Origin of the sequence: Marinococcus halotolerans DSM 16375 (assembly GCF_000420725.1) — a bacterium.
In the GTDB taxonomy this organism is placed as follows: domain Bacteria; phylum Bacillota; class Bacilli; order Bacillales; family Marinococcaceae; genus Marinococcus; species Marinococcus halotolerans.
The window spans coordinates 155049-178071 of the sequence record NZ_ATVM01000004.1 but is presented as its reverse complement, the minus strand read 5'-3'; the positions used below and the strand labels follow the sequence as shown (position 1 = coordinate 178071).

Here is a 23023-nt window from a genome sequence, read left to right as displayed (position 1 = left end):
TAAGCTGACTTCTCTTCGCCTTTTGTCCATTCCTCTGTTACACTTTTTACTATACCGTCCAGACTGTTAATTAATAAAGGAGAATCAATGATGAGTAAACGACTGGAAATTATGCATTCTGCCGCCCGCATCATCCGCAGAGACGGCTTTAACCGCCTTGCCCTGCACGCTGTGGCAGACGAAGCAGAAGTGAGTAAAGGTGGTCTGCTTTATCATTTTCCAAATAAAGAACAGCTCGTATATGAAATGAACGCTTATGCGCTGGCCCGGTTTCATGAATTAATCGAAGAAAAACGAAGCGATTCAGGCAGCTATATTAAAGCTTACGCGGAAGCAACACTCGAAGAGCTTCGCTCGGGAAGCAATTTTTTAATCAATGCGAGCCTGCTTGCTACTCTTGCCGATCACAAAGAGGTGCTCGGTCTTTGGAAGGAATACAATGAACGCTGGCAGGAGCTTTTTGCTTCCGACGCTTTTCGTACTGATGAAGCCTCGATGATCCGGCTGTTGAGTGACGGCATATGGTTTTCACATATTTTTGAAATTAATACGATGCCCCTTTCACAGGCTGAGAACTTACTTCAAAATCTTTTGGGGCGCTTTGCCGAAGGAGAAGTGTAATGGTTTACGTGCTCATTATTATCTCTGTCATATGCGAAGTATTTGCTTCCTCCATGCTCAAGCTTTCGTATGGCTTTACCAGACTGCTTCCGTCTCTTGGTTTTGCAGTTGGTATGGGCGTTGCTTTTTACCTGCTGTCGCTCGTTCTCCAGGCCCTTCCGCTCGGTGTTGTTTATGCTACGTGGAGCGGCCTTGGCACTATTTTAACTACCTTCATCGGCGTTTTTTATTTTAGGGAAAAAATGAATAAAACGAACACTTTAGGTATTGTCTGCCTGGTGATTGGTATTCTTATGATGAATTTAGGATGAAAGGAAGGAACAATTTATGCGTGCTGTTCTTCTACTGTTTGCTGCGATTTTATTTGAGGTTATTGCTTCTACGTCCTTAAAGCTTTCAGAAGGTTTTACCATCCTTATTCCCTCTCTGACCGTTTTTATAGCATTTATTGGGGCTTTTTTCTTCCTGAGTCTCGCCTTAAAATCGATTCCGTTATCTGTGGCTTATGCTGTATGGGCAGGTCTTGGCACGGCTTTAACAGCCGTTGCGGGCATTTTGCTTTTTCAGGAATCATTTGGATGGATGAAAGCTGCCGGCTTATTTTTAGTCATTTCCGGGCTTATTCTTCTTCATGTGAAAAATAGCCGCCGCACGAAAAAAAGCAGACATTTCCCCCGTGCCCGGCATGCTTAAGCTTCCGCCTGTTTTTAAGCCCGAAGCCCCTACAAAATATGGCTGCATGGGCTTTTTTTCTCATATTTTTTCACAAATTTTTAAAAAATGCGTTTATTTCCGACATTTATAAGGTAAAATTACCATAGAATACCAGAAGCCAGTGGTTTACCACATAAGCTTTTGCCGAATACATGAAAGAAAAGAAAGGACGAATAATGATGAAAAAATGGATAACAGGAAGCAGTGCCGGTTTTTTAGCTCTCGGTGTAATCGCCGTACCCGCCCAGGCAGAGGAAATGAACGCAGGGGACGTTCTGCAGCAGTCAAACGAGACTATGGCCGGGCTCGACAGTTATTCTGCTACTACCGAAATTTCACAGGAAATTACAAACGCCGCCGGCGAAGGGGAAACAATAACGAACAGCTCCACCTCTAAACAGGATATTACGATGGATCCTTTCGCCCTCCACCAGACAACTAATACAGTCGACCCGGTCAGCGGTGAAGAAGTATCCACAGAAATGTACTGGACAGAAGACGGCTACTATGTAGAAATGCCGGATGGCAGCTGGACGATGATGCCCGGTGACATGATGGGCGGTATGGAAGAGATGACCACAAACCCAGGTATGCATATGGGAGCTTCAGAGTCCTTTGCTGACGAAATGGACGTAGAAGAGACAGAGGACTCCTACGTGCTCACTTACGAAGGGAGCGGTGAAGAGATAGAAGAAGCAGCCAGTAAAATGATGCAGTCGGATATGGGCAGCGGTATGGCTGATGAGGAAATGATGGAGGAAACATGGAGCATGATCGACATTCAGGACGTATCCATGAGCCTGACCGTGGACAAGGAAACTCATTACATGACAGCGAGCACCATTAATCTGGATGCTTCCTATGAGATGGAAGAGATTACCACAGATATGAACCTGACAGCCGATTCCACCTATTCCAATTTCAACAGCGTCGGTGACATTACTGTACCGGAGGAAGTCATGAATGAGGCGGTACCAATGGACGAAATGGAAGGCATGGACGGGATGAACGGCATGGAAGACATGCCTGAAGAAGGTATGGCCGAGGACGAGGCTTCAATGGAAGAAGGCGCTGAAGGCGGAGAAATGCCTGAAACAGCAAGCGCCCAGCCTGCCTATATGGCTGGCGGCCTGGCCCTTGCCGGCCTGGCCGGCGGAGCCCTGCTTTGGACAAGACGCCGCCAGCAGGCATAATAACCTTTCAATCACGCAGCCTTCACCTCTTTGGTGAAGGTTGTTTTTTTCTCCATCAGCCGTGTATTATGGAAATAATAGTAATGTCTATTGTGGTCTGTTATGTCCTTTTAATGGAGTGAGCATCTATGGAAAAAGTATTTATTGCGATGATTGTTATCGGCCTGAGTGTTACGGGGTACTTCGGATACCAGTGGTTCGACGCCAGAGCAGGAGTAGATAAAATTTCCACCGACGAAGAAGACGTTATTACTGATTCTGCCAATGACTCAGCGGAGGCTCCGGAAAAAAACAATTCCGAAAAGCAGGGTGATTCTTCCAGTGTGGAAGCCGCCGGGGAATCAGAAGCCTATACGCTGCCTGAAGGAAACGATACAGACAGGAATCCGGACAAAGCTTCCTCCGAAAACAGCAGGGATTCGGCGGTAATGAGCGATGAAATAGATCAATGGGATAAAGGCGAAAATGTAGCCAAATTAAAAATTCCGGAGCTTGGAAACTCTTATTCCGTCTACTGGGGTACAGATGATGAAGCGCTTGACCAGGGCGTTGGTATGTATGTCAGCGAATGGACGACCACTCCCGACGAGTCCCGCCACACGGTGCTAAGCGGTCACCGTGACACGGTTTTCACCGGGCTTGATGAGCTTGAAGATGGGGACTCTCTTATTGTCGAGTATGAAAACACGCAGTACGTTTATCGTCTGCAGAAAACATGGGTAACCGACGCAGAGGACCGTTCTGTCATTGTAGACAAAGATGAACCAACGCTTACGCTCACCACCTGCTATCCATTTGACTATATCGGCAGCGCTCCTGACCGTTACATTGTAGAGGCAGAACTCGAGCAGAGCAACAGTCTTTAAGCACATAAAACGGCTCCGCCGGCCAGCCAGCGGAGCCGTTTTTTCATTTTCCCGGCAGGGTTTCAAATTTCTTTTCCCCTCTTGCTATAATAAAAATTAATTGTTATTCTTTCGATATCGGATTTCGATATCGAAATCCGAAAGGATGATTGATCATGGAAGATAAAACGCTTCGAAAGCTTTTTTTAGGCTTTATTCACATTCACATTCTGCACCATGCCTCCGAGCATCCCGTATACGGGCAATGGATGCTTGAGGAACTGCAGGAACACGGCTATTCCATGAGCGCTGGCACTCTTTACCCCATTCTTCATGCTATGGAAAAAGACGGCCTTTTACACAAAGAAAATAAAAATGTGAACGGAAAAATCCGCAAATATTACACGACTACAGATAAAGGCGCCGGAATTTTGCAGGAAGCCCGCGCAAAAGCCTATGAGTTGTTTAAAGAAATCAAGTAAAGACAGGAGAGAACGCCATGGAAAAAACATTGGGGCAAAAATGGCTGGAAATATTTTTGATTTCCACGCGGCTCGGACTGACCTCTTTTGGCGGCCCTATCGCCCATTTAGGCTATTTTCATGAAGAATACGTACGACGCAGAAAGTGGCTCGACGAGCAGAGCTATGCGGATCTGGTCGCCTTATGCCAGTTTCTTCCCGGCCCTGCCAGCAGTCAGGTCGGTATAGGGATAGGCATTGTCCGGGGCGGTCTCGTTGGAGGGTTTATTTCCTTTCTCGGATTCACCCTCCCTTCCGTTATTGCTTTAGTAATCTTCGCCCTCGCACTTGAAGGCCTCGACGTCAGCGATGCCGGCTGGCTCCAGGGGCTGAAAATTGTTGCTGTGGCAGTTGTTGCGCATGCGATATGGGGCATGGCCCAGAAGCTCACACCTGATCTTCAGAGGCGCACCATTGCCCTTCTCGCCATGAGCGGTACTCTTTTATGGCAGACATCCCTTGCCCAGGTACTCGTCATACTCGCAGCCGGCGGTGCTGGATGGGTGTTGTACCGCTCGGTCCAGGAGGCAGATAATACAGCGGTCATCGAAACCGTTTCGCGCAAAACAGGTGTTTTCTGCCTGGCACTCTTTTTTGTTTTGCTCGCTGCGCTGCCGCTTCTACGGGAGTGGACCGGTTCTACCTTCGTAGCCATGTTTGACAGCTTCTACCGCGCAGGGTCACTCGTATTCGGCGGCGGTCACGTTGTTCTTCCTCTGCTGGAGCGGGAGTTCGTCCCGACCGGATGGTTGAGTGAAGAGACCTTTCTCGCAGGCTACGGTGCGGCTCAGGCTGTGCCGGGACCTTTATTCACCTTTGCTTCCTACCTGGGCACGGTCCTCTCCGGATGGCAGGGAGCCCTGGTGGCCTCTGCGGGCATCTTTTTACCGGCTTTTCTTTTAATTATCGGGGCGCTGCCGTTTTGGTCTCTGCTCCGTAAAAATACTCATATGAAAGGCGTATTGACCGGGGTAAATGCTGCTGTAGTAGGTATCCTTCTGGCTGCCTTTTATAATCCAATCTGGACGTCATCCATTACGACTTCGCTTGATTTTATACTCGCTGCTTTTCTATTCACAATGCTTGCCTTCTGGAAGCTTCCGCCGTGGGTAATCGTTGTCAGCGGCGCAGCCGCAGGCGCTGTTCTTTTATAGAACAGCGCCTTTTTTCTGCTCTCAGCCGGCTTCTCTTCCCTGGATGCTGTACGAAACCGCCAGGAAATGGGATACTGGTACCAGAAAAATTGAAATCCTCAGGAATCAGAAAGGAAAGATGTGAATGGCCAATCAGTTCGCCGGGACGCTGCGCAGTGCGTGGATGCTTGTTCGTGCCATTGCTGTTATATCTTCAAGCATCGCTACAATTGTATCTACCATGCTTCCGCTTTTTTTATACTCGTCTCTCTCTGCTTCTTATTTGACAGCTATTTTTATTCTCCTCGCCATTGGCGCTTTTCTTATTCATGGGCTTCTCACCCACGCTTTTAATGATTATGCTGACTATCTTTCAGGCACGGATGAACACAGTCCTGCTATTCTTTCCGGAGGGAGCCGCGTTCTGCAGACCAATGCCATGTCGTTAAAATCGTTATGGCTGGTGGGAAAATGGCTCGCTATTGCATTGATTGGCACCGCCGTACTTTGTTTTATCTTTGGTTATATCAAAGTAGGCGTGCTTCTTGTTATAGGCGTCTGGGCAGCAGCTTCCTATTCCCTGCCGCTCAGCCTCAGCTACAAACCATTTCTCGGAGAATGGCTGAGTCTGTTTCCCTCCATATTTTCGCTCGGTCTCGGCGGGGCTTGGCTGGCGCTCGGCACCATTCCGGAATGGGCTTTGCAGAACGCATTTATAAATGCCATGATCTGCCTGGCCTGGGTGATGGTCCATCACATTCCGGACCGAAAAGCGGACATGCAGGCCTCTCCCGAAAAGCGTACCACTGTAGTCTGGTTCACCCGTAAATTTGGCTCACCTTACGCTCACATGCCTGCTGTATGTTATTTAGTGATTTCGGGGCTCACTATCTTTTGGCTCGGCACCGACCGTTTTTGGGCGGCAGCAGGGCTTGCTGTACTTATGGCAGTATCTCTTATCCTGGTCCTCCGCATGGATAACTCCAATCCCGAGCACGTATCAGCTGTAGAAAAGACTCTGTTGCTGATTGCCATGCTAAGTGCCGTATGGCTCGGCATTCTTATTTAATCCGGTGGTGCAGCAATACGGAAAAGAGAATTTATTGTTTTCTCTTTTCGGTTGTCTGCTATAATAAAGCATCACCTTTGAAAGGAAGGACATGTTATGGACGGCACAAAGCGTAAAGATGTTACCCCGGGAGCAGAAGTAGATATTGTATTAAAAAAAGATCAGCGGAGCGGTGCGCTGACCCGTGGAACCGTTAAAGATTTACTAACCAATTCTCCGAGCCATCCACACGGTATTAAAGTCCGGCTTGAGGACGGTCAGGTAGGACGCGTCAAACATATTCATTAAATTCACAGCATCCTTAAGCTCCTCTCTTCGCTCCAAGAGACGGGGCTTTTTCATTATAGAAAAACACAGAGAATAAAATATATTAATATAATAAAATCGAACTATTTCCCTCTCTCTTTTACCTTCATTTCAATCGTGAGAACTTTAATATTTCTGCATGAGCAACAGGAGGTATAAAATGAAGCTTCAGCAAAGAAATAGAAAAACGGAGCGTTTAATTCTGCGCCCACTGCAGCCGGATGACTTTGAGAGCTACAGGCAGGCACTATCGGAACGAAAACCCTCCCAGCATTTATACGATCCCGGGCGTCCGGAAATCAGCCGTTTAACTAAAACAAAATTTATAGATATGATTCAGCAGAGAAAAGTGATGAAAGAAGAGGACAGCACCTATGTATATGATATTTTTCATAAGGACGGAAATCACCTTGGGCATGCTGATATTACTACGTTAATACGTGAAGAGTTTCAATGGGGCATGCTCGGCTATATGATTCATAACCAGCACTGGAACCGGGGCTTTGGGAAAGAAGCCGTACAGGAGGTTCTATGTGCTTCTTTTGATGATCTGCATTTTCACCGGATAGAAGTTCACATTAATGTTGATAATCACCCATCCATTTCTCTTGCAGAAAAAGTCGGAATGGAATACGAATGTGCGCGCAAGAGATTCATTTACGAAAACGGTGCATGGACAGATAACCTGGTCTACTATAAAAATGCTTAATACAGTGTTTCACGTGGAACATTTTATTTTTATTCTGCCAGCAGTTCTAATCGAGTCATATATCACTTTTTTAACATAATAAATGCGGAACCTGTAAAAATTACAAGGTTCCGCATTTGTTATATTAGAATTGTTTTATGGCTTCAAAATTACTTTAATATTGCCGTCTTCTTTTTCATCAAAGATGCGGTAGCCTTCAGCTGCATCCTCTAAAGGAATTGGGTGCGTAATAATATCCGTCGGATCGAATAGTTTGTTTTCAATCATCCGGTAAAGGCTTGGCATCATATGAATGACCGGCGCCTGCCCCATCGTAAGCGCAACGTTTCTTGTAAAGAAATCACCGATTGGGAAGCTGTTGGCTTCGGTGCCGTAAACACCAGTCAGCTGCACGACTCCGTTCTTCTTCACAGACTGAGAAGCTGTCACAATTGGGCTGATAGTGCCAAACTGATTGTCGCTTTCAGAACCGAATGTTGTATCCGGTGGCACGGTGCCATCCATGCCTACACAATCAACGACTACATCTGCGCCGCCTTTCGTGTCTTCATGAAGCAGCTTGCCTATTTCTTTTGTATCACTGAAGTTATACGTCTCCACGTTGTTTGTTCTTCTTGCATGCTCGAGACGGTGCGGCACCTGATCGACGGCAATGACGCGGGACGCCCCTTTCATCCATGCAAATTTCTGGGCCATTAATCCAATAGGACCGCAGCCTAAAATAATAATTGTATCTCCATAAGTGGCCCCGCTATTTTCAATGCTCCAGAATGCAGTAGGCACGACGTCCGAAAGGAACAATACGCTTTCGTCCTTCAATTCACTATCTTCCGGCACTTTAAAGGAAGTAAAGTCAGCATACGGTACACGCAGATACTCCGCCTGACCGCCCGGGAAGTTCCCGAAATCCTCAGAGAAGCCGAATAGCCCGCCCATTTCAGCGTGCGGGTTGGAATTGTCGCACTGGCTTTCCATTTGATGATTGCAGTAATAGCACTCACCGCATCCAATGTTAAATGGAATAACAACGCGGTCTCCTTTTTTCAGCGTTTTTACATCGGGACCGACCTCTTCTACGATTCCCATCGGCTCATGGCCGACAACGTAATCCTCCGGCGTCGGAATACCGCCTTTATATAAATGCAAGTCCGATCCACAAATACCACTGGCTGTAATGCGTACAATCATGTCATCGCTACGTTCAATTTTCGGGTCTGCAACTTCTTTGACTTCCATGTGTTCTTTGCCTTGAATCGTTACTGCCTTCATTATTTTAGACCAGCCTTTCTGTATTTTAATCTGTGCCTGGAGTTACTGGTTTAAAATACTCTTTTCCGATTATGCGCATTTGTAAACGCCTGGTTACGCATAGCCTAAATAACGAAGTGCCGGCCCTGCCGCTTCTTCCAGCGCAGATCGCTTCTCTTCCGGGAGCTCCGGCCACGTGTCCGGCTTGGGATTAATTTGTACGACACTTTTTTTTATCCATTGTTCGTTTGCTTCCTTTGACGCAGACGGCGGATTTATAAATGTAATCAGGCGCTCGAGCTCTCTTTCCGGTGTTTTCAACAGGTCTTCATACCGAAGCCAGTGCTGCTGAGTCTCCGGCAGGCCTTCGATCACACGGCCTGCGTGCAGCAGTGAGTTTGAAATCCAGGACCCGAGTTCCGTGTACGACATGTCCATCTGGTGCAGCTGTTCAAGTTCAAAATAATCCGGGTGCAGCCACCGGTAGGAGCCAAGCTTTTCAGCCTCCGTGGACGGGTCCGAGGGATCAGCGCCTATTTCTTCCATCGCCCTTAAAATAGCTTTTCCCATCTTCATCGTCTGAAAGCGGTTAAAAGCCACAGCAATTTCCCGGGGGTCCCGGTATAAAAAAACAAATTTGGCCTTTGGGAACATGTCTATTAAGTATTCGACTGCGTCTGTAGAAAAGCCGGAACGCTCCACACACGTGTCGCCATCAAACCGTTGCTGCATCCACTCAAACAGGCGGCTGTATTGTTGCGGCAGCGAGCCTTCCGGAAACGCCGGCACGTTTTCTTCAAGCTCCTGATACAGCTTATCCGGTTCATCGGTCAGGTGAGGAAGGGTGATGGAAGCAATAGCCGGCAGCCCCGTTTTTTCGTTAAATAAAGTATTTTCCGTTCTCTCATAGAGTATTTCCTTATTGTATAATCCTTTCTTTTCATATGGAGCCAGTCGTATTGGTTCCTTTTGAGCGAGAAGCTCCCAGAATTCGCTTCCTGTCCATATTTGTTTTTCGAACCCCTTCCATTCTTCACCGCTGATCCCAAAATTATAATGAACAGAAAGAATCATTTCAGACAGGCTTACAAGTTTAGGATGGAGATTAATACAGCTGGACAAAGCTGTGGATCCGCTCCTCCCGGTAGAAATAATAAATACTGGTTCCGTCATTGAATACACTCCTTTTTAGCGTGATACATTCGTTTTTCTCTACCCTTTTTCATCGTAATTATGACGTCTGGTTTTTCTTTTGGATTATTTTGGTACAATAAAAGAATTGGGACGAGCAGTTGAAGTTGTGCCTCAGGTTTGGCGAGAGACCGAAAAGGAAATAGCCTGCTTAAATACATCCTAAAGGAGCTTTTTTTATGTCCAGGGAACAGCAAAAACAAGATGCAGCAGCAAAGGCTGTCGAATATATTTCAGATAATTCTATTGTCGGCCTGGGCTCGGGATCCACTATGTACTGGGTCATGCAGAAGCTTGGAGAACTTGTCCAGCAGGGGATGCACATCCAGGGCATTCCTTCCTCCCCTGCTACAGAGCAGTGGGCAAAGGAATTTAATGTGCCGCTCGTATACTTCTCGAGCGACATGACGAAAGCAGATGTGGCCATTGACGGGGCAGACGAGGTCGACCCTGACTTTCATATGACCAAGGGAGGGGGCGGTTCCCTATTAAGAGAAAAAATTATTGCCGACGCAGCAGATAAGCTGATTATTGCTGTGGATCAAAGCAAAATTGTGCAACAGCTCGGCTCCTTTCCACTGCCGGTCGAAATCACCCCCTTTGGGTGGCAGAAAACTGCACGCGATATCCAATCGCTGGGCTGTGATCCTGTGCTTCGCCGCGACCGCGGCGACCCATTTAAAACAGATAACGGCAACTACGTGATCGATTGCGATTTTCAGCTGATCGAACGGCCGGATGAGCTGCATCACCAGCTGATTCAGCTGGTCGGCGTCGTGGAAACAGGTTTATTTGCTGATATGGCAGATATCATTATTGCAGGAACAGACGGTGGAGCTGAAACGTTCAAAAATAAACGGTAAAACTACCCTTATAATTTCATTAAAAAATCCGGAAGGCTTTCTGCCTCCCGGATTTTTTCTACGTTCGCAGCAGCTGCGCGTTGACAGCTACTACTACCGTACTGATACTCATCAACAGCGCTCCAACAGCCGGACTCAGCAGAATGCCGACCGGTGCCAGCACACCGGCTGCAAGCGGTATAGCAGCAATGTTATAGCCGGCAGCCCACCAGAGATTCTGAACCATTTTCCGGTACGTTTTCCCGGACAGCTCAATAACAGAAAGCACATCGAGCGGGTTGCTCTGTACAAGGACAATATCGGCGGTTTCCATTGCAACATCCGTGCCGCTGCCAATCGCAATACCAACATCCGCTGTCGCAAGCGCCGGGGCATCATTGATACCGTCGCCGGTCATCGCAACCTTTCTGCCGGATTGCTGTACTTTCTTTACCTGCTCTGCTTTATGATCCGGCAGCACTTCCGCGTAAACTTCTTCAATGCCAAGCTGGGCAGCTACCCAGTCTGCCACGCGCTGATTGTCCCCCGTGAGCATTATCGGTTTGATTCCCTGCTCGTTTAAGCGCTCCACAGCTTCTTTGGCGGATTCTCTTACCATATCAGCGAGCGCCACCATTCCGATTAGCTCTCCATCAACCAGCACAAACACGACCGTTTTTCCTTCTTCTGCTTTCTCCCCGAAGGTTTTCTCATCATACGTCAGCTGATGGTCTTTCATATAGCCGGGACTGACAATTTTCACCGAAGATCCGTTCACAGATCCTTCGAGCCCCTGGCCGGTCATCGTTTGAAAGTCTTCTACCTCATACAGCCTGATTTTGCGAGCCTTAGCTTCATTAACAATTCCTTCTGCGAGCGGATGCTCCGATTCCTGCTCCACGGAGCCGGCAAATTCAAGCACCTGCTCTTCAGAATAACTGCCACCTGGAACAACGTCGGTTACGCCAAAGCTTCCCTGGGTCAAAGTCCCTGTTTTGTCAAAAATGACCGCATCGAGCTTCCGGGCACTTTCAAACGGCGGCCGGTTACGAATCAGCAGTCCCTGTTTTGCGGATAAAGCCGTAGAAACAGACACGACGAGCGGCGCTGCGAGACCGAGAGCGTGGGGACAGCTGATCACCATTACAGTAACCGCCCGTTCTACTGCACTGTCTGTCGAACCGCTTACCAGCCGCCAGATAATAAACGTCACGATGCCCGAGCCGAGTGCAGCATAAAACAGCCATTTAGCTGCCCGGTTTGCCAGGTCCTGAGCCCGCGACTTGGATTCCTGGGCTTCCTGTACAAGCGTAACAACCTGCGAAAGATACGTCTGATCACCGGTTTTTGTTACTTCAATGGTTAAGCTTCCGTCCTGGTTGACTGCTCCTCCAATGGCCTCGTCCTGCTCGTTCTTTTCCACCGGGAGCGACTCTCCGGTCAGCATGGATTCATCTACCGAAGATTTTCCTTTAATAATCGTCCCGTCCACCGGCACTTTTTCTCCCGGTTTAATAAGAACATGGTCCCCCTGCTGAAGTGCGTCCACGCTTACCTCTTCTGTATCTCCGTCTGCTTTCACCCGGCGGGCTTCATGAGGCATGAGCTTAATCAGCTCCTGCAGAGCGTTTGAGGCCCCCATAATCGAGCGCATTTCGATCCAGTGTCCGAGGAGCATGATGTCGATCAACGTAGCGAGCTCCCAGAAAAACTGAGTGCCTTCCCAGCCAAACACCACCATAGTGCTGTATCCGTACGCTACGACGACAGCAAGCCCGATCAGCGTCATCATTCCCGGACTTTTTTGCTTCAATTCGTCTACTGCTCCGGTTAAAAACGGCCAGCCGCCGTAAAAGAATACGACTGTTGCGAGCCCGAAAAGCACCCACTGATCAGAGGGAAAAGCCCATTCAAGGCCAAGAAAGCCCTGGATCACTGGGGTCAAAAGCAAAATAGGAACGGTTAAAATAAGGGATACGAAAAACCTTCGTTTAAAGTCAGCAATCATAGCGCTGTGGTGTTCATGATGATCATGTCCCCCGCCGTGGCCTTCGTGCTCTTCATGCTGCTCTTGTCCATGAGCTCCGTGTTCGTGTGCCATTAACCCGCCTCCTTTAAAATTATTCCTTCAAATACCCTACCCCTGTATAAAAATTAATAAACAAAAGACTCTCCGCATAAAAGAGCAGGGATAAGGGAAAAGGCTCTACAAATAATGTATGGGAGGCGAAATCGTTTATGCAGACAGAATACCAGGGTATCACCATCGAATCTGTCAAAGGTGATATTACAAAGCAGGACGACCTCGAAGCTGTGATCAATGCCGCCAACGCCCAGCTTTTAACCGGTGGAGGGGTTGCCGGTGCCATTCACCGGGCTGCCGGCCCGGAGCTCGAAGAAGCCTGCAGACCGCTGGCCCCTATTTCTCCCGGAGATGCTGTGATTACAAAGGGATTTCAAATGCCAAACGATTATATTATTCACTGCCTCGGGCCCGTTTACGGGGTCGACAAGCCTTCTGACGAACTTCTTCGTGCCTGCTATCTTAACGCCCTGCAGCTGGCCGAAGACAAAGATATTCCAAGTATCGGGTTTCCTGCCCTGTCCACCGGAGCCTTTGGCTACCCACTTGAACAGGCGCTTGAAGACTTTATGCCTGCCCTTTTGGATCAGCTTTCGCGGGCTGCTTCTGTTCAGCATGTCCGGTTTGTACTGTTTAGCGATAAAGATGCTGCTTCTTACGAAAAATATATTCAGGAGGCTCTTTCCTCTTAACCCGGCCAGGACCCAAGAACGGCAGTGGTAGATGCCTCTTCTGTCGGGCTTATGACTCACGACTATTCAACTGCACAGGCAGAGATCCAACTTTTGATTTGAATTTGCCACTGCTGGTTAAGGTTCATTTCATGGAGGGAATTGTAGAACCATACCTTCAACTGAAAGGAGATCATCTATGAAAAAATTCTTTTCCATCATCGGTGTCGCAGCTTTATTTGTAGCAGGATCGGCTGTCCCGGCACAGGCTGCTGAAACTTCAACGACTGTTCAGCAGGAACAGAAGCAGGAATTCACCCCTTATGAAGCACTCCAGACAGTACGCGATCAGGAAGGCACAGATGCGGAATTAAAAATCGATCAATACCCTTCGATCAGCGAAAGCGGCCAGGCTTACTACCAGGTGCAGGCACTCGACCTTTCCCTTATTGAACAGGGCGACGACGGGCTGCTCCAAACGTACCATGTGTATGAAGACGGACGCGTTCTCGCCGTATAAACGTCAACCCCGTGCAGCAGAAGCCGCACGGGGTTTCTTTATTGAATGGTTGGAGGCTTTTTCATTAAAAGCGGACGGTAAAAGTATTCCCGGTCCTTCCATCCGAGTTCTTCATGCAGTAAAGCAAATGTTGTATGGAAAAACCGCTGTATGGCCTTTTCATCAAATTTATCTGTAAGAGGCAGAAAGTATTCGCTTGCGTTTTGATCATAATAAGCGTCTTCAGGCTCAAGCGCTGAACTGTTTAAATCCTTTTGCTGAAAAGGGTATGGCAGAACGAAAAAAGCAGGCATCGCTGTATCGTCATCACCGGGCCAAAATCCAAATTCGATAAACTGTTCGTCAAAAGCAGCTTTTTCAATCGTTTTGTCTTCTGGAAAAGGCTCCGGAATATTTTCCACAATGAGTGTCGAGACGTCGAAGGTACCCCAGAATAAACCCGGTTTGATTTTGCGGCAGCGCAGCGGTCCGATAAAAGCCAATTCCTCCTGATACGCTGCCTGCATCATTTTGAGCCCCTTCACGGCTGCCTCTGCATCGTACCGTTTATGCACCTGGTCTTCCGAAAACCATGTCGTCACCGGCATTTCCTGGGGTTTGGGATGGATGCGCACGTGAACTCCTGCCTGGTGAAGACAGCTGAAAATCCATTCGTAATACGTTTGAATGGAGGTGCCGTCTTCAAGCCTTTTGGTTTCCACAGTATCTTCTACTGCTACCAAAAGCCGGCTGCTTCTAATGTCTATTTCGAGCTCAAATGCTTTACGCTCCTTAACCAGCACGCCTGTAGAGAAGCCATTGCGCGTAACTTCAAGCATCACATGCTCCCACTGCGGCTCCTGCGGAGCTGTTTCAAGCCGTATCTTCCCGAGAATCTGGGAGAGAAGCTGAAGGGTCAGTTTTGTTTCCTTCCATTCCTGAAAAGGCATGATTTCCATTGAATACTGCTCCTTTCTTCCGGAGGAAGCTGTTGTTGTTAATGAGGCCTCCCTGCTACACTGCGTTTTCCTCCATATACATTACTTCCCAGAGATGACCGTCAATATCCTGAAAGCTCCACCCGTACATAAAGCCTCCGTCCATCGGCTCATTAGATGGACTGCCTCCTGCATCCAGCGCCTTTTGGACAATCTCATTGACTTCTTCTTTGCTGTCTGCAGAAATGGCCAGAATCGCTTCTGCCTCCCTGCTGGTATCCGCGATATTTTTGTTGGTAAAGGTTTGAAAAAATGCTTCCTGGAGCAGCATGACGTACATACCGCTTCCCAGTATCATGCAACCGGCATTTTCATCCGTGAAGCGCTGATCAAATGAAAAGCCGATCGTTTGAAAAAAGTCCATCGAATCCTCAAGGTTTTTAACCGGAATATTTACAAATATTTGCTTTGTCTGCATAGCCATTGCATTTCCACCTTCTTCTTTGTCATTGTCCTTCTTCGTAAGCGACCACGTGCCACAGCACACCAAACTGGTCCTTCAACTGCCCGTAAGCCGGGCTGAAAAACGTTTCTGCCATAGGCATGATTACTTCCCCGCCGGCTTCAAGAGCGTGAAATGTTTTTGCCGCCGAGGAAGCGTCACTCATGCTGAGTGCGATCGACACCAGACTTCCCGGCGCTTCCAGATCGGGGCTGTCAGGGAAGGCATCTGAGAGCATCAGCTCCATCTCGCCGATTTTTAAATAAGCATGCATAATAAGCTCTTCAGCTCCAGGTGGTATTTCCATGCCTTCAACCTCTGCATAGGTCTGGCTTTCGATAACTCTTGCCTCCAGGGCTTTTTCGTAAAAAGCGGCCGCCTCCCGTGCTTTTCCGTTAAAAGTGAGGTACGGATTCATTCCGGTAATCATCGTACACGCCCTCCTCTATTTCATAATTACCTTCACTATAGCACGGGGATCTCCACCCTATTTCTTTTCGATTGCGGTCCCGGCCTGGCGCTTTAGAAAATTATTCATCAACAGCGACAGTGAAACGAGGATGGGAGGGTCATCGAGGCGCGGCGGATACAAATGAACGTTTCTCTTTTCTTCCACAAAGGCTTCATCCACATGAAACGGCTCTTTTGACCGTGTGCGAAGCGTGTGATGAGGGAGAAGAATATCGGTCGCCTTCATTTTCCAGGCGACCGATGTCGCCATCACATAATACACACCCGGCTTCACCCCGGAGATACAGTATTCTTCCGACGCATCGCACAGCGTGCCGTACAGCGGCACGCCCTCCGGCATCGGCCGTGGGAAAAGGCCGATCAACACAAACCCTTCAAAAGGCATTTCACTATAGATACGGCCTTTGACACACGTCCCCGTCGAAGGAAAAACCGGCTCTGTCCAGTGACGAGCCTGTCTTAACAAGGATAAAGATTCCTCTGTGGAGACAGCTGAGGCACGAAAAACTCCCGGCGTCATTCCTACCCTCGACATAAAGCTTGTTGTGAATGTCCCCACGCTCTGCTGGCCGATCTCCATCCCAATGTCCCGTACAGGAAGAGCTGTTTCGAGCAGCAGCTCCTTTGCCCTCTGAAGCCGTAGAGCAGACAGGTAATACAGCGGCGGCACCCCGACATTCTTTTTAAACAGACGTGAGAAGTGATACGGACTGTAAGCAGCCTGCGCGGCCAGCCCGGCAAGATCCAGCGGTTCGTGAAGATGTTCCTGCATATACGTAATAGCGTCATGAACAACCGGTGAATATGATTGTTCCATTACCTTACCTCCTGCCCTTCGGCCCGTTATTAAATACATTCCAGTTGAACCAAAAGATTCCTGATATTAATTATAACAGAAAGCGCTTTCATAAAGGGGTAAAAATTGAAATCCGGCTGCAAAAGTGCCCCCGCCTAAAGGCAGGGGCAAGTCTGTATTTTATGCCGGGTATACCGCGGCTTTTACATGCTTTTTCAGGGTTGTAATGAGCAGTTGGAAATCTTTATCTTCGATGTTCAGCGGCGGGGAGAGGGTTAAAATATTATTATGGTGCCTGGCAATATCAGACGTTTTGCCGACAATGACTCCGTCCTTTTTGCAGCTTGCAAGAATTTGCTTCACGAATTTTTCCGGCGCCGCCTTTTTAGTCGTTTTGTCTTCGACAAATTCAATGCCGGCCAGAAGCCCGCGGCCCCGTACCTGACCTACGTGGGGGAGCCCTTCCAGTTCCTTTAACGCCTCCAGGAGCTCCCTGCCTTTTTTCTCCGAGCGTTCCACCAGCTTTTCCCGCTCCATTACTTCCAGGTTTTTCACAGCGGCTGCGCAGGCCGCTGGATGGCCCCCGAAGGTATTTACGTGGCGGAAATGGTCATAGGCTTCACTGCCGGTAAACGCCTGGTACATATCCTTTCGAACGGCGGTTACAGACAACGGCATATATCCGCTCGTTATCCCCTTCGCCATTGTTACAATATCCGGCTTCACGTCTGCATGCATAAATCCAAAGCGCTTTCCGGTCCGTCCAAAACCACAAATAACTTCATCGCTGATTAAAAGAACGCCGTAGCGGTCACAGATGTCCCGGACCCGTTTCATATAGGAAGCTTCGGGAATAAGCACTCCGCCCCCGGTAATAATTGGCTCCATAATAACAGCCGCTATAGATTCTTCTGCCTCCCATAAAATGGCCTGTTCAATTTCATCTGCACAAGCCAGGCTGTACTCCTCATCGCTCTGGCCTTCCGGCTTCCGGTACGGGTCCGGCGGTGTTACATGCACAAATCCCGGCGGCAGCGGCTCGTACCGGTATTTTCGCTGCGTCTGGCCACCTGCTGCCATTGTGGCGAGTGTGCTCCCGTGGTAGGTGCGGTAGCGGGAAATGGTTTTATAACGGCTGCCTTCACCAATTTGCTGAAAATATTGACGCACCAGCTTCAAGGCCGTTTCATTAGCTTCCGATCCACTGTTGGAAAAAAAGTACATATAGCCGTCGCCGAGCCATTCATCAAGCTTTGCTGTTAATTGAACGGCCGGAGTATGGCTTTGCGTTAAAGGATAGAATGGAAGCTTCAGCATCTGTTCATAGGCAGCGTCGGCAATTTCTTTTCGCCCGTATCCGACATTCACACACCAGAGACCGGCCATGCCATCAAGGTACTCCCTGCCGTCCACGTCTGTTACCCACGAACCGTCCGCTTTCTCTATAACCATGCCTCCTCCCGGGCTGTAAGGTCTCATGGCATGCCAAATGCTCTCCTCATCTCTTTTCTTCATCTCTTCCGGTTCCCAGGCCATTACAGTCACCCTTTCCACTAAAATGTCAGCGCATACAAAATGCTGTCTACCGTGATCTTCTCACGTCCGCCCTGAAAAGAAAAGACTCAGCGGGAAAGAGTTTATAGTCAGAGTGCCTGGTTTTTATGTTTTTCGATACATAGATCTGCTCATTTTTTCGGCCGGTGCAGATGGACTGTCAGCGAAGGGATATCCACGCGGAGCAATGTCCACCGGAAGAGTTTTACCTTTAGCTCTCCGGCCACGGTCACTGCTTCCACCGGATTCTCGTTTTCAATTTTTCGTTTCACTTCTACTGAAGATCCGTTTTGAACAGGAAACGTATTTCTGGGCACCGGATGGCTTTCACCAAACAAATGACGGGGTTCTGACAGCCTGTATGTTTTAGCGGCTGAGTTCTTTTCCTTATTTTTCATTTGGCTCCGTCCTTTCTAAAACAGCTCTGTTTCTTTTTCCTTTCCCTTTTTCCCTGAAAATCTTTCACTGCTTTCACCTTTTCTCCCATTCGATATTTTTATTGGTCAGAAATGTTTAGACTTTCGCAATAACGTTAATACATTCTCTACCGTTTTTCACAGTTATTGTTCAAGCATATTTCTTGAATTTCTCTTCTCCATTTCCTACTATGGTGGTGTAAATCAATTGGTCAAAGAAAATCAGATTTATTTCTTGCATTATACGTAAAGCGAGTATATAATACTGTTACAAGGTCAAAGATAGTCAAAGTCAACAAAATAATTCTGATCTTACGAAGATGAAAATTGAACAATGCACACGTCAATAATACTACTTTAAAATAAGGAGGTTCGGTTCAGTATGATGAGATGTGAACATTGCGAACAGCGTCCAGCACGCATTGAACTGAACATGAATGTTAATGGAAGTCATCAAAAAATGCACCTTTGTGAACGGTGCTATAGAGAAATCCGCCAAAGCATGAATCAGCCATCCGGACAGGGCGGCTTCGGCGGTTCCCAGTCCCCATTTGACCAATTCTTCAACAATATGATGGGCGGCGGAGCAGAACAAGGCTCCGGCCAGAGTCAGGAACAGGCTCAGTCTGGCGGTGGCCAGGGTGGCGGTCTTCTTGACGATTTAGGTAAAAACCTGTCTGACGTTGCACGCGCCGGACTCATCGATCCAGTCATCGGCCGCGATAAAGAAGTCGAACGAGTCATTGAAACATTGAACCGCCGCAATAAAAACAATCCGGTTCTTATCGGTGAACCGGGTGTCGGTAAGACAGCCATTGCCGAAGGCCTGGCCCTCCGCATTTCAGAAGGCGATGTACCGAACAAACTGAAAAACAAGAGCATCTATCTGCTCGACGTCACTTCCCTCGTAGCAAATACCGGGGTGCGCGGACAGTTTGAAGAACGCATGAAACAGCTGCTAAAAGAGCTGCAGGAACGCCAGGATGTCATCGTCTTTATTGATGAGGTTCACCAAATCGTTGGCGCAGGTTCGGCAGAAGGTTCTTCAGACGCCGGCAATATTATGAAACCGGCACTGGCCCGCGGAGAAATTCAATTGATCGGTGCAACTACGCTTGCGGAATACCGTAAAATTGAAAAAGACGCAGCACTCGAACGCCGTTTTCAGCCGGTTATGGTTAACGAACCAAATCTCGAAGACAGCGTAGCGATCCTAAAAGGGCTGCAGGCAAACTATGAAAAATTCCATCATGTGGCTTTTACTGATGAAGCCCTTGAAGCCTGCGTTAATTTATCCAACCGCTACGTACAGGACCGGTTCCTGCCGGACAAAGCAATTGATTTAATGGATGAAGCAGGCTCCAAAATAAATCTCGCCCACAGCGATGATGACAGCGAATCCCTGCAAAGCCGCCTCGAACAGATTGCTGCGGAAAAAGAGCGTGCTACTCAGCAGGAGGATTACGAACGCGCAGCTAAGCTTCGTGATGAAGAGGCCAAGCTGCAGGAGCAGGTTAAAGAAGCCGAACAAAACGGCAATATTCAAAAGGAAACGCCAACCGTTGATGTAGAAACGATCCAGATGATCGTGGAAAATAAAACCAGCATTCCGGTTCGCCGCCTCCAGCGCGATGAACAAAAGAAAATGCGCGATCTGCCTGAACGTCTGAATGCCAATGTGATCGGACAGGAAGAAGCAGTAAGTAAAGTCGCGCGCTCGATTCGCAGAAATCGTGCCGGCCTTCGCCGCGGCAGCCGTCCAATTGGATCCTTCCTATTTGTCGGTCCAACCGGCGTCGGGAAAACGGAGCTTTCCAAAACACTCGCTTCTGAAATGTTTGGCGATCCTGAAGCAATGATCCGCCTCGACATGAGTGAATATATGGAAAAACACTCTGTGTCCAAGCTTATAGGTTCGCCACCAGGATATGTCGGACACGATGAAGCAGGACAGCTGACAGAAAAAGTGCGCCGGAAGCCGTACAGCATCATTCTTCTGGATGAAATTGAAAAAGCGCACCCTGATGTGCAGCATATGTTCCTGCAGATCATGGAAGACGGCCGTCTGACTGACAGTCAGGGACGTACGGTCAGCTTTAAGGATACAGTCATTATTATGACTTCAAACGCCGGCTCGCAAATGAAGCGTGTTACAGTAGGCTTTGGAGACAAAGACCAGGTAGAACCAAAAATCATGGAATCCCTCAGCGATTATTTCCGTCCGGAATTCCTGAACCGTTTCGACAGCATTGTAAGCTTCAAAGAACTGGCTCGCGAAGACCTTGTTACCATCGTAGATCTCATGCTCAAAGACATCTTAGAAGCAGCCAGTGAGCAGGGACTGAATGTTACCGTGTCTGAAGATGCAAAACGCATGCTGGCCGATCAGGGCTATGATCCTTCGTTCGGTGCCCGCCCTCTTCGCCGGGTAATCGAAGAAAAAGTAGAAGACGGCATTGCTGATCTCATGCTTGAAGAAGAAGACGTGCAAAGCATTAATATCACGGTGAACGACAATGATATCCAAGTAGCCAATGCACAAACATCCGCCTCCGCCAAAGAATAACTCTAATAAAAGGAAAGCCCTGCGGCAGCTGCTGCAGGGCTTTCTTATACTTAAGAACATCTAATATGAACCGCTTACTTATTTTATGTTATTCCTTTCCTAAAACACGTACCAAGTAAAAAACCTTTTTTCTGTAGAGCTGCTTTGCCAGAAAGGATGGTTGAATGAGAAAAAATATGATTTGTTTTTTATGGGCATTATTTATAATACTCACGGTTCTTTTTGTTGCAGCGGGAATTCGAACCGGAGAATGGAACTTCCTGACTTATTTAATTTTCTTACTCGTTTTATTAAGTACAGCAGCGGGCACCTATTATAAGCTCTCTCCGCCGAAGCCCTAAATGTTCCACGTGGAACATTTTTTGTTTGTGAAGCTATTTACCATCTTCCTTTTACTTTTGTACAAAAAGAGCGTACAATGTAATTGATAACGATTATCACTAAAGGAGCTGGACACCTTGTCTGACTTTCACATACATGATGTTACCATTATCGGCGGCGGCCCTGCTGGTTTATACACTGCTTTTTACTGCGGAATGCGGGCGCTCGACACCCATATAATCGAAGCACAGCCTGATCTGGGCGGAAAAATTCACGCCTACCCTGAAAAAATTGTCTGGGATGTCGGCGGCCTGCCTCCTTCCTCCGGAAAACAGCTGATGGATCAGCTGGTGGCACAGGCAGAAACGTTCCACCCGGCAATTACTACAAATGAAAAAATTATTCACGTGGGAAAGGATGAGGCCGGACTTTTCCGTCTTGAGGCAGAAACAGGCGGTATCTATTATTCCCGTGCGGTTATTATTGCTGTCGGCCACGGCATTCTTCATGCCCAAAAGCTCGACATCGAAGGCGCAGAAAAATTTGAGCTTTCGAATCTGCACTATACCGTTCAGCAGCTTGAGCGTTTCCGGGACCAGAAGGTCATCATTTCCGGAGGCGGCAACTCTGCTGTCGATTGGGCTAACGCTCTCTGCCCGATCGCAAGCGAGGTCACCGTCGTGCACCGGCGCGATGAGTTCGGCGGTCATGAGCGGCACGTTCAGGAAATGAAGGACTCCGAGGTAAATGTACAGACGCCTTTTGCTCTTTCGGAACTTCACGGCAACGACGAAGGCACTGCTATCGAAAGGGTGCTCTGCACAAACCTTGAGACTAACGAAAGCATAGAGAAAGAAGTGGACGCTGTCATCGTGAACCACGGTTTCCAGATGGAGTTCGAGCTTCTTGAAAACCTGCAGCTGCAGACAGAAGAAAATAAAATCCTCGTAAACGAGCAGATGCGGACAAATATAGAAGGGTTATTTGCTGCTGGTGATATTACCAACCACCAGGGGAAAGTCCATTTGATTGCCGGTGCGTTTGTAGAAGGCGCTTCAGCTGCGAACAGCGTCAAGCAGTTTCTTGAGCCCGGAGCCGGGGCAAAAGCTATGGTATCTTCCCACAACGAGCGGTTCGCAGAAAAAAATCAGGAAATTCAAAAGAATCTTCTTTCCAAACAGCTGTAAACAGCCGTGTGAATGCTTCATGGAAAAACTGACGAACATCAATTAATCAAAGAGGTGAAAGCGTTGCGACTCCCCCGCTCCACAGAACGTCTTTCATTTCGTTCAATGCAGCATAAAGACCATCGGCTGCTGCAAAACATTTTCCAGGATAAAGACGTTATGCGCTATTACGCCGCATTAAAGTCCGAAAAAGAGATCGACGAATGGATTCACTGGAATAAAAGTCACTATCTATCGTACGGGGTCGGAATGTGGATTGTGGAAGACCGGCAAACCCAACGCTTTATCGGCCAGTGTGGACTTGTCCCCGAAAAAATAGAAGGCAGCGTTTCTATTGAACTTGGGTATCTGCTTACACCGGAAAACTGGGGATGCGGCTATGCGTCTGAATCCGCTGCTATGGTCCGGGATTTCGCGTTTTATTCACTTTCTATTCCCACACTTATATCAATTATCGACCCTGAGAACACCCCTTCTATCAAAGTGGCTGAAAATATCGGGATGTCTTACCAGCGTCCTGTAAAACGATGGAACCGTTCCTTCAGCTTGTATGCTGCGGCCCGTTCCTAAACCAACTGTCACAATTCGTCCATTGTACCGGACCTTTCCCTATGCTATGTTAACGAT

Annotated in this window: 25 protein-coding genes; 16 read left to right on the top strand and 9 right to left on the bottom strand. The window is 48.0% G+C overall.

Going from position 1 to position 23023, the window contains the following annotated elements; genetic code table 11:
- Positions 1-90 precede the first annotated feature (90 nt).
- The 10 genes from G548_RS0104840 to G548_RS0104795 all read left to right on the top strand — a co-directional run bounded on the left by G548_RS0104840 (position 91) and on the right by G548_RS0104795 (position 7111).
- Entirely contained in the window at positions 91-621 is a 531-nt protein-coding gene (locus G548_RS0104840) for a TetR/AcrR family transcriptional regulator (RefSeq protein ID WP_022793019.1), read from the top strand.
- Complete coding sequence (locus G548_RS0104835; protein ID WP_022793018.1) at positions 621-932, top strand: DMT family transporter; 312 nt, start codon at positions 621-623, stop codon at positions 930-932. The genes G548_RS0104840 and G548_RS0104835 overlap by 1 nt, the downstream gene beginning before the upstream one ends.
- A gap of 16 nt (positions 933-948) precedes the next feature.
- Complete coding sequence (locus tag G548_RS0104830; RefSeq protein ID WP_022793017.1) at positions 949-1314, top strand: DMT family transporter; 366 nt, start codon at positions 949-951, stop codon at positions 1312-1314.
- 200 nt (positions 1315-1514) lie between these two features.
- Positions 1515-2528 (top strand): DUF6612 family protein, encoded by a 1014-nt coding sequence (locus G548_RS0104825; RefSeq protein WP_022793016.1) that lies wholly within the window; start codon positions 1515-1517, stop codon positions 2526-2528.
- A gap of 128 nt (positions 2529-2656) precedes the next feature.
- On the top strand, positions 2657-3394 hold the full coding sequence (locus tag G548_RS0104820; RefSeq protein WP_022793015.1) for a class D sortase: 738 nt from the start codon (positions 2657-2659) through the stop codon (positions 3392-3394).
- A 155-nt stretch (positions 3395-3549) separates the two neighbouring features.
- Positions 3550-3855 (top strand): PadR family transcriptional regulator, encoded by a 306-nt coding sequence (locus tag G548_RS0104815; protein ID WP_022793014.1) that lies wholly within the window; start codon positions 3550-3552, stop codon positions 3853-3855.
- 17 nt (positions 3856-3872) lie between these two features.
- Positions 3873-5048, top strand: coding sequence for a chromate efflux transporter (gene chrA, locus G548_RS0104810; RefSeq protein WP_022793013.1), 1176 nt, complete (start codon positions 3873-3875; stop codon positions 5046-5048).
- Positions 5049-5172: 124 nt separating this feature from the next.
- Positions 5173-6096 carry a prenyltransferase gene (locus G548_RS0104805; protein ID WP_022793012.1) on the top strand — a complete coding sequence of 308 codons (924 nt, stop codon included), beginning with the start codon at positions 5173-5175 and terminating at the stop codon, positions 6094-6096.
- Between the two features lie 96 nt (positions 6097-6192).
- Positions 6193-6384, top strand: coding sequence for a YwbE family protein (locus G548_RS0104800; protein WP_022793011.1), 192 nt, complete (start codon positions 6193-6195; stop codon positions 6382-6384).
- A gap of 178 nt (positions 6385-6562) precedes the next feature.
- Positions 6563-7111, top strand: a complete 549-nt coding sequence (locus G548_RS0104795) for a GNAT family N-acetyltransferase (RefSeq protein WP_022793010.1) — start codon at positions 6563-6565, stop codon at positions 7109-7111.
- Positions 7112-7246: 135 nt separating this feature from the next.
- Here the strand turns inward: G548_RS0104795 and G548_RS0104790 are convergent, their stop codons facing one another.
- Together G548_RS0104790 and G548_RS0104785 are read right to left on the bottom strand one after the other, a co-directional pair.
- A complete protein-coding gene (locus tag G548_RS0104790) occupies positions 7247-8380 on the bottom strand; it encodes an alcohol dehydrogenase catalytic domain-containing protein (protein ID WP_022793009.1) in 1134 nt (377 codons plus the stop codon).
- A 93-nt stretch (positions 8381-8473) separates the two neighbouring features.
- Entirely contained in the window at positions 8474-9532 is a 1059-nt protein-coding gene (locus G548_RS0104785; RefSeq protein WP_022793008.1) for a sulfotransferase, read from the bottom strand.
- A 197-nt stretch (positions 9533-9729) separates the two neighbouring features.
- On the opposite strand from G548_RS0104785, the gene rpiA reads away from it, so the two are divergent.
- Complete coding sequence (gene rpiA, locus G548_RS0104775; RefSeq protein ID WP_022793006.1) at positions 9730-10413, top strand: ribose-5-phosphate isomerase RpiA; 684 nt, start codon at positions 9730-9732, stop codon at positions 10411-10413.
- A gap of 58 nt (positions 10414-10471) precedes the next feature.
- Here the strand turns inward: rpiA and G548_RS0104770 are convergent, their stop codons facing one another.
- Complete coding sequence (locus tag G548_RS0104770; RefSeq protein ID WP_022793005.1) at positions 10472-12493, bottom strand: heavy metal translocating P-type ATPase; 2022 nt, start codon at positions 12491-12493, stop codon at positions 10472-10474.
- A gap of 137 nt (positions 12494-12630) precedes the next feature.
- Between G548_RS0104770 and G548_RS0104765 the strand changes: the two genes are divergently transcribed.
- Together G548_RS0104765 and G548_RS0104760 are read left to right on the top strand one after the other, a co-directional pair.
- Complete coding sequence (locus G548_RS0104765) at positions 12631-13167, top strand: macro domain-containing protein (protein ID WP_022793004.1); 537 nt, start codon at positions 12631-12633, stop codon at positions 13165-13167.
- A gap of 178 nt (positions 13168-13345) precedes the next feature.
- Entirely contained in the window at positions 13346-13666 is a 321-nt protein-coding gene (locus G548_RS0104760; protein ID WP_022793003.1) for a hypothetical protein, read from the top strand.
- Positions 13667-13704: 38 nt separating this feature from the next.
- Here the strand turns inward: G548_RS0104760 and G548_RS0104755 are convergent, their stop codons facing one another.
- The 6 genes from G548_RS0104755 to G548_RS0104730 all read right to left on the bottom strand — a co-directional run bounded on the left by G548_RS0104755 (position 13705) and on the right by G548_RS0104730 (position 18304).
- Positions 13705-14604 (bottom strand): DUF5996 family protein, encoded by a 900-nt coding sequence (locus G548_RS0104755; RefSeq protein ID WP_022793002.1) that lies wholly within the window; start codon positions 14602-14604, stop codon positions 13705-13707.
- A gap of 55 nt (positions 14605-14659) precedes the next feature.
- Positions 14660-15067, bottom strand: a complete 408-nt coding sequence (locus tag G548_RS0104750; RefSeq protein ID WP_022793001.1) for a VOC family protein — start codon at positions 15065-15067, stop codon at positions 14660-14662.
- 22 nt (positions 15068-15089) lie between these two features.
- Positions 15090-15515 (bottom strand): VOC family protein, encoded by a 426-nt coding sequence (locus tag G548_RS0104745; protein ID WP_022793000.1) that lies wholly within the window; start codon positions 15513-15515, stop codon positions 15090-15092.
- 57 nt (positions 15516-15572) lie between these two features.
- Complete coding sequence (locus G548_RS0104740; protein WP_022792999.1) at positions 15573-16373, bottom strand: helix-turn-helix domain-containing protein; 801 nt, start codon at positions 16371-16373, stop codon at positions 15573-15575.
- Positions 16374-16532: 159 nt separating this feature from the next.
- Positions 16533-17888, bottom strand: coding sequence for an aspartate aminotransferase family protein (locus G548_RS0104735; protein WP_022792998.1), 1356 nt, complete (start codon positions 17886-17888; stop codon positions 16533-16535).
- A 149-nt stretch (positions 17889-18037) separates the two neighbouring features.
- Positions 18038-18304, bottom strand: coding sequence for a hypothetical protein (locus tag G548_RS0104730; protein ID WP_022792997.1), 267 nt, complete (start codon positions 18302-18304; stop codon positions 18038-18040).
- A gap of 403 nt (positions 18305-18707) precedes the next feature.
- Here G548_RS0104730 and G548_RS0104725 point away from each other — a divergent pair, with 403 nt between their 5' ends.
- The 3 genes from G548_RS0104725 to G548_RS0104715 all read left to right on the top strand — a co-directional run bounded on the left by G548_RS0104725 (position 18708) and on the right by G548_RS0104715 (position 22966).
- Entirely contained in the window at positions 18708-20888 is a 2181-nt protein-coding gene (locus G548_RS0104725; protein ID WP_027847208.1) for an ATP-dependent Clp protease ATP-binding subunit, read from the top strand.
- Between the two features lie 458 nt (positions 20889-21346).
- Positions 21347-22396 carry an NAD(P)/FAD-dependent oxidoreductase gene (locus G548_RS0104720; protein ID WP_022792995.1) on the top strand — a complete coding sequence of 350 codons (1050 nt, stop codon included), beginning with the start codon at positions 21347-21349 and terminating at the stop codon, positions 22394-22396.
- A 12-nt stretch (positions 22397-22408) separates the two neighbouring features.
- Entirely contained in the window at positions 22409-22966 is a 558-nt protein-coding gene (locus G548_RS0104715; RefSeq protein WP_084687277.1) for a GNAT family N-acetyltransferase, read from the top strand.
- Positions 22967-23023: the final 57 nt, after the last annotated feature.

Excerpts from the sequence above, each read along its gene's own strand:
- G548_RS0104840 (WP_022793019.1), top strand. The coding sequence starts at position 91 with ATGAGTAAACGACTGGAAATTATGCATTCTGCCGCCCGCATCATCCGC.
- G548_RS0104835 (WP_022793018.1), top strand. The coding sequence starts at position 621 with ATGGTTTACGTGCTCATTATTATCTCTGTCATATGCGAAGTATTTGCT.
- G548_RS0104830 (WP_022793017.1), top strand. The coding sequence starts at position 949 with ATGCGTGCTGTTCTTCTACTGTTTGCTGCGATTTTATTTGAGGTTATT.
- G548_RS0104825 (WP_022793016.1), top strand. The coding sequence starts at position 1,515 with ATGAAAAAATGGATAACAGGAAGCAGTGCCGGTTTTTTAGCTCTCGGT.
- G548_RS0104820 (WP_022793015.1), top strand. The coding sequence starts at position 2,657 with ATGGAAAAAGTATTTATTGCGATGATTGTTATCGGCCTGAGTGTTACG.
- G548_RS0104815 (WP_022793014.1), top strand. The coding sequence starts at position 3,550 with ATGGAAGATAAAACGCTTCGAAAGCTTTTTTTAGGCTTTATTCACATT.
- chrA (WP_022793013.1), top strand. The coding sequence starts at position 3,873 with ATGGAAAAAACATTGGGGCAAAAATGGCTGGAAATATTTTTGATTTCC.
- G548_RS0104805 (WP_022793012.1), top strand. The coding sequence starts at position 5,173 with ATGGCCAATCAGTTCGCCGGGACGCTGCGCAGTGCGTGGATGCTTGTT.
- G548_RS0104800 (WP_022793011.1), top strand. The coding sequence starts at position 6,193 with ATGGACGGCACAAAGCGTAAAGATGTTACCCCGGGAGCAGAAGTAGAT.
- G548_RS0104795 (WP_022793010.1), top strand. The coding sequence starts at position 6,563 with ATGAAGCTTCAGCAAAGAAATAGAAAAACGGAGCGTTTAATTCTGCGC.
- G548_RS0104790 (WP_022793009.1), bottom strand. The coding sequence starts at position 8,380 with ATGAAGGCAGTAACGATTCAAGGCAAAGAACACATGGAAGTCAAAGAA.
- G548_RS0104785 (WP_022793008.1), bottom strand. The coding sequence starts at position 9,532 with ATGACGGAACCAGTATTTATTATTTCTACCGGGAGGAGCGGATCCACA.
- rpiA (WP_022793006.1), top strand. The coding sequence starts at position 9,730 with ATGTCCAGGGAACAGCAAAAACAAGATGCAGCAGCAAAGGCTGTCGAA.
- G548_RS0104770 (WP_022793005.1), bottom strand. The coding sequence starts at position 12,493 with ATGGCACACGAACACGGAGCTCATGGACAAGAGCAGCATGAAGAGCAC.
- G548_RS0104765 (WP_022793004.1), top strand. The coding sequence starts at position 12,631 with ATGCAGACAGAATACCAGGGTATCACCATCGAATCTGTCAAAGGTGAT.
- G548_RS0104760 (WP_022793003.1), top strand. The coding sequence starts at position 13,346 with ATGAAAAAATTCTTTTCCATCATCGGTGTCGCAGCTTTATTTGTAGCA.
- G548_RS0104755 (WP_022793002.1), bottom strand. The coding sequence starts at position 14,604 with ATGGAAATCATGCCTTTTCAGGAATGGAAGGAAACAAAACTGACCCTT.
- G548_RS0104750 (WP_022793001.1), bottom strand. The coding sequence starts at position 15,067 with ATGGCTATGCAGACAAAGCAAATATTTGTAAATATTCCGGTTAAAAAC.
- G548_RS0104745 (WP_022793000.1), bottom strand. The coding sequence starts at position 15,515 with ATGATTACCGGAATGAATCCGTACCTCACTTTTAACGGAAAAGCACGG.
- G548_RS0104740 (WP_022792999.1), bottom strand. The coding sequence starts at position 16,373 with ATGGAACAATCATATTCACCGGTTGTTCATGACGCTATTACGTATATG.
- G548_RS0104735 (WP_022792998.1), bottom strand. The coding sequence starts at position 17,888 with ATGGCCTGGGAACCGGAAGAGATGAAGAAAAGAGATGAGGAGAGCATT.
- G548_RS0104730 (WP_022792997.1), bottom strand. The coding sequence starts at position 18,304 with ATGAAAAATAAGGAAAAGAACTCAGCCGCTAAAACATACAGGCTGTCA.
- G548_RS0104725 (WP_027847208.1), top strand. The coding sequence starts at position 18,708 with ATGAGATGTGAACATTGCGAACAGCGTCCAGCACGCATTGAACTGAAC.
- G548_RS0104715 (WP_084687277.1), top strand. The coding sequence starts at position 22,409 with ATGCTTCATGGAAAAACTGACGAACATCAATTAATCAAAGAGGTGAAA.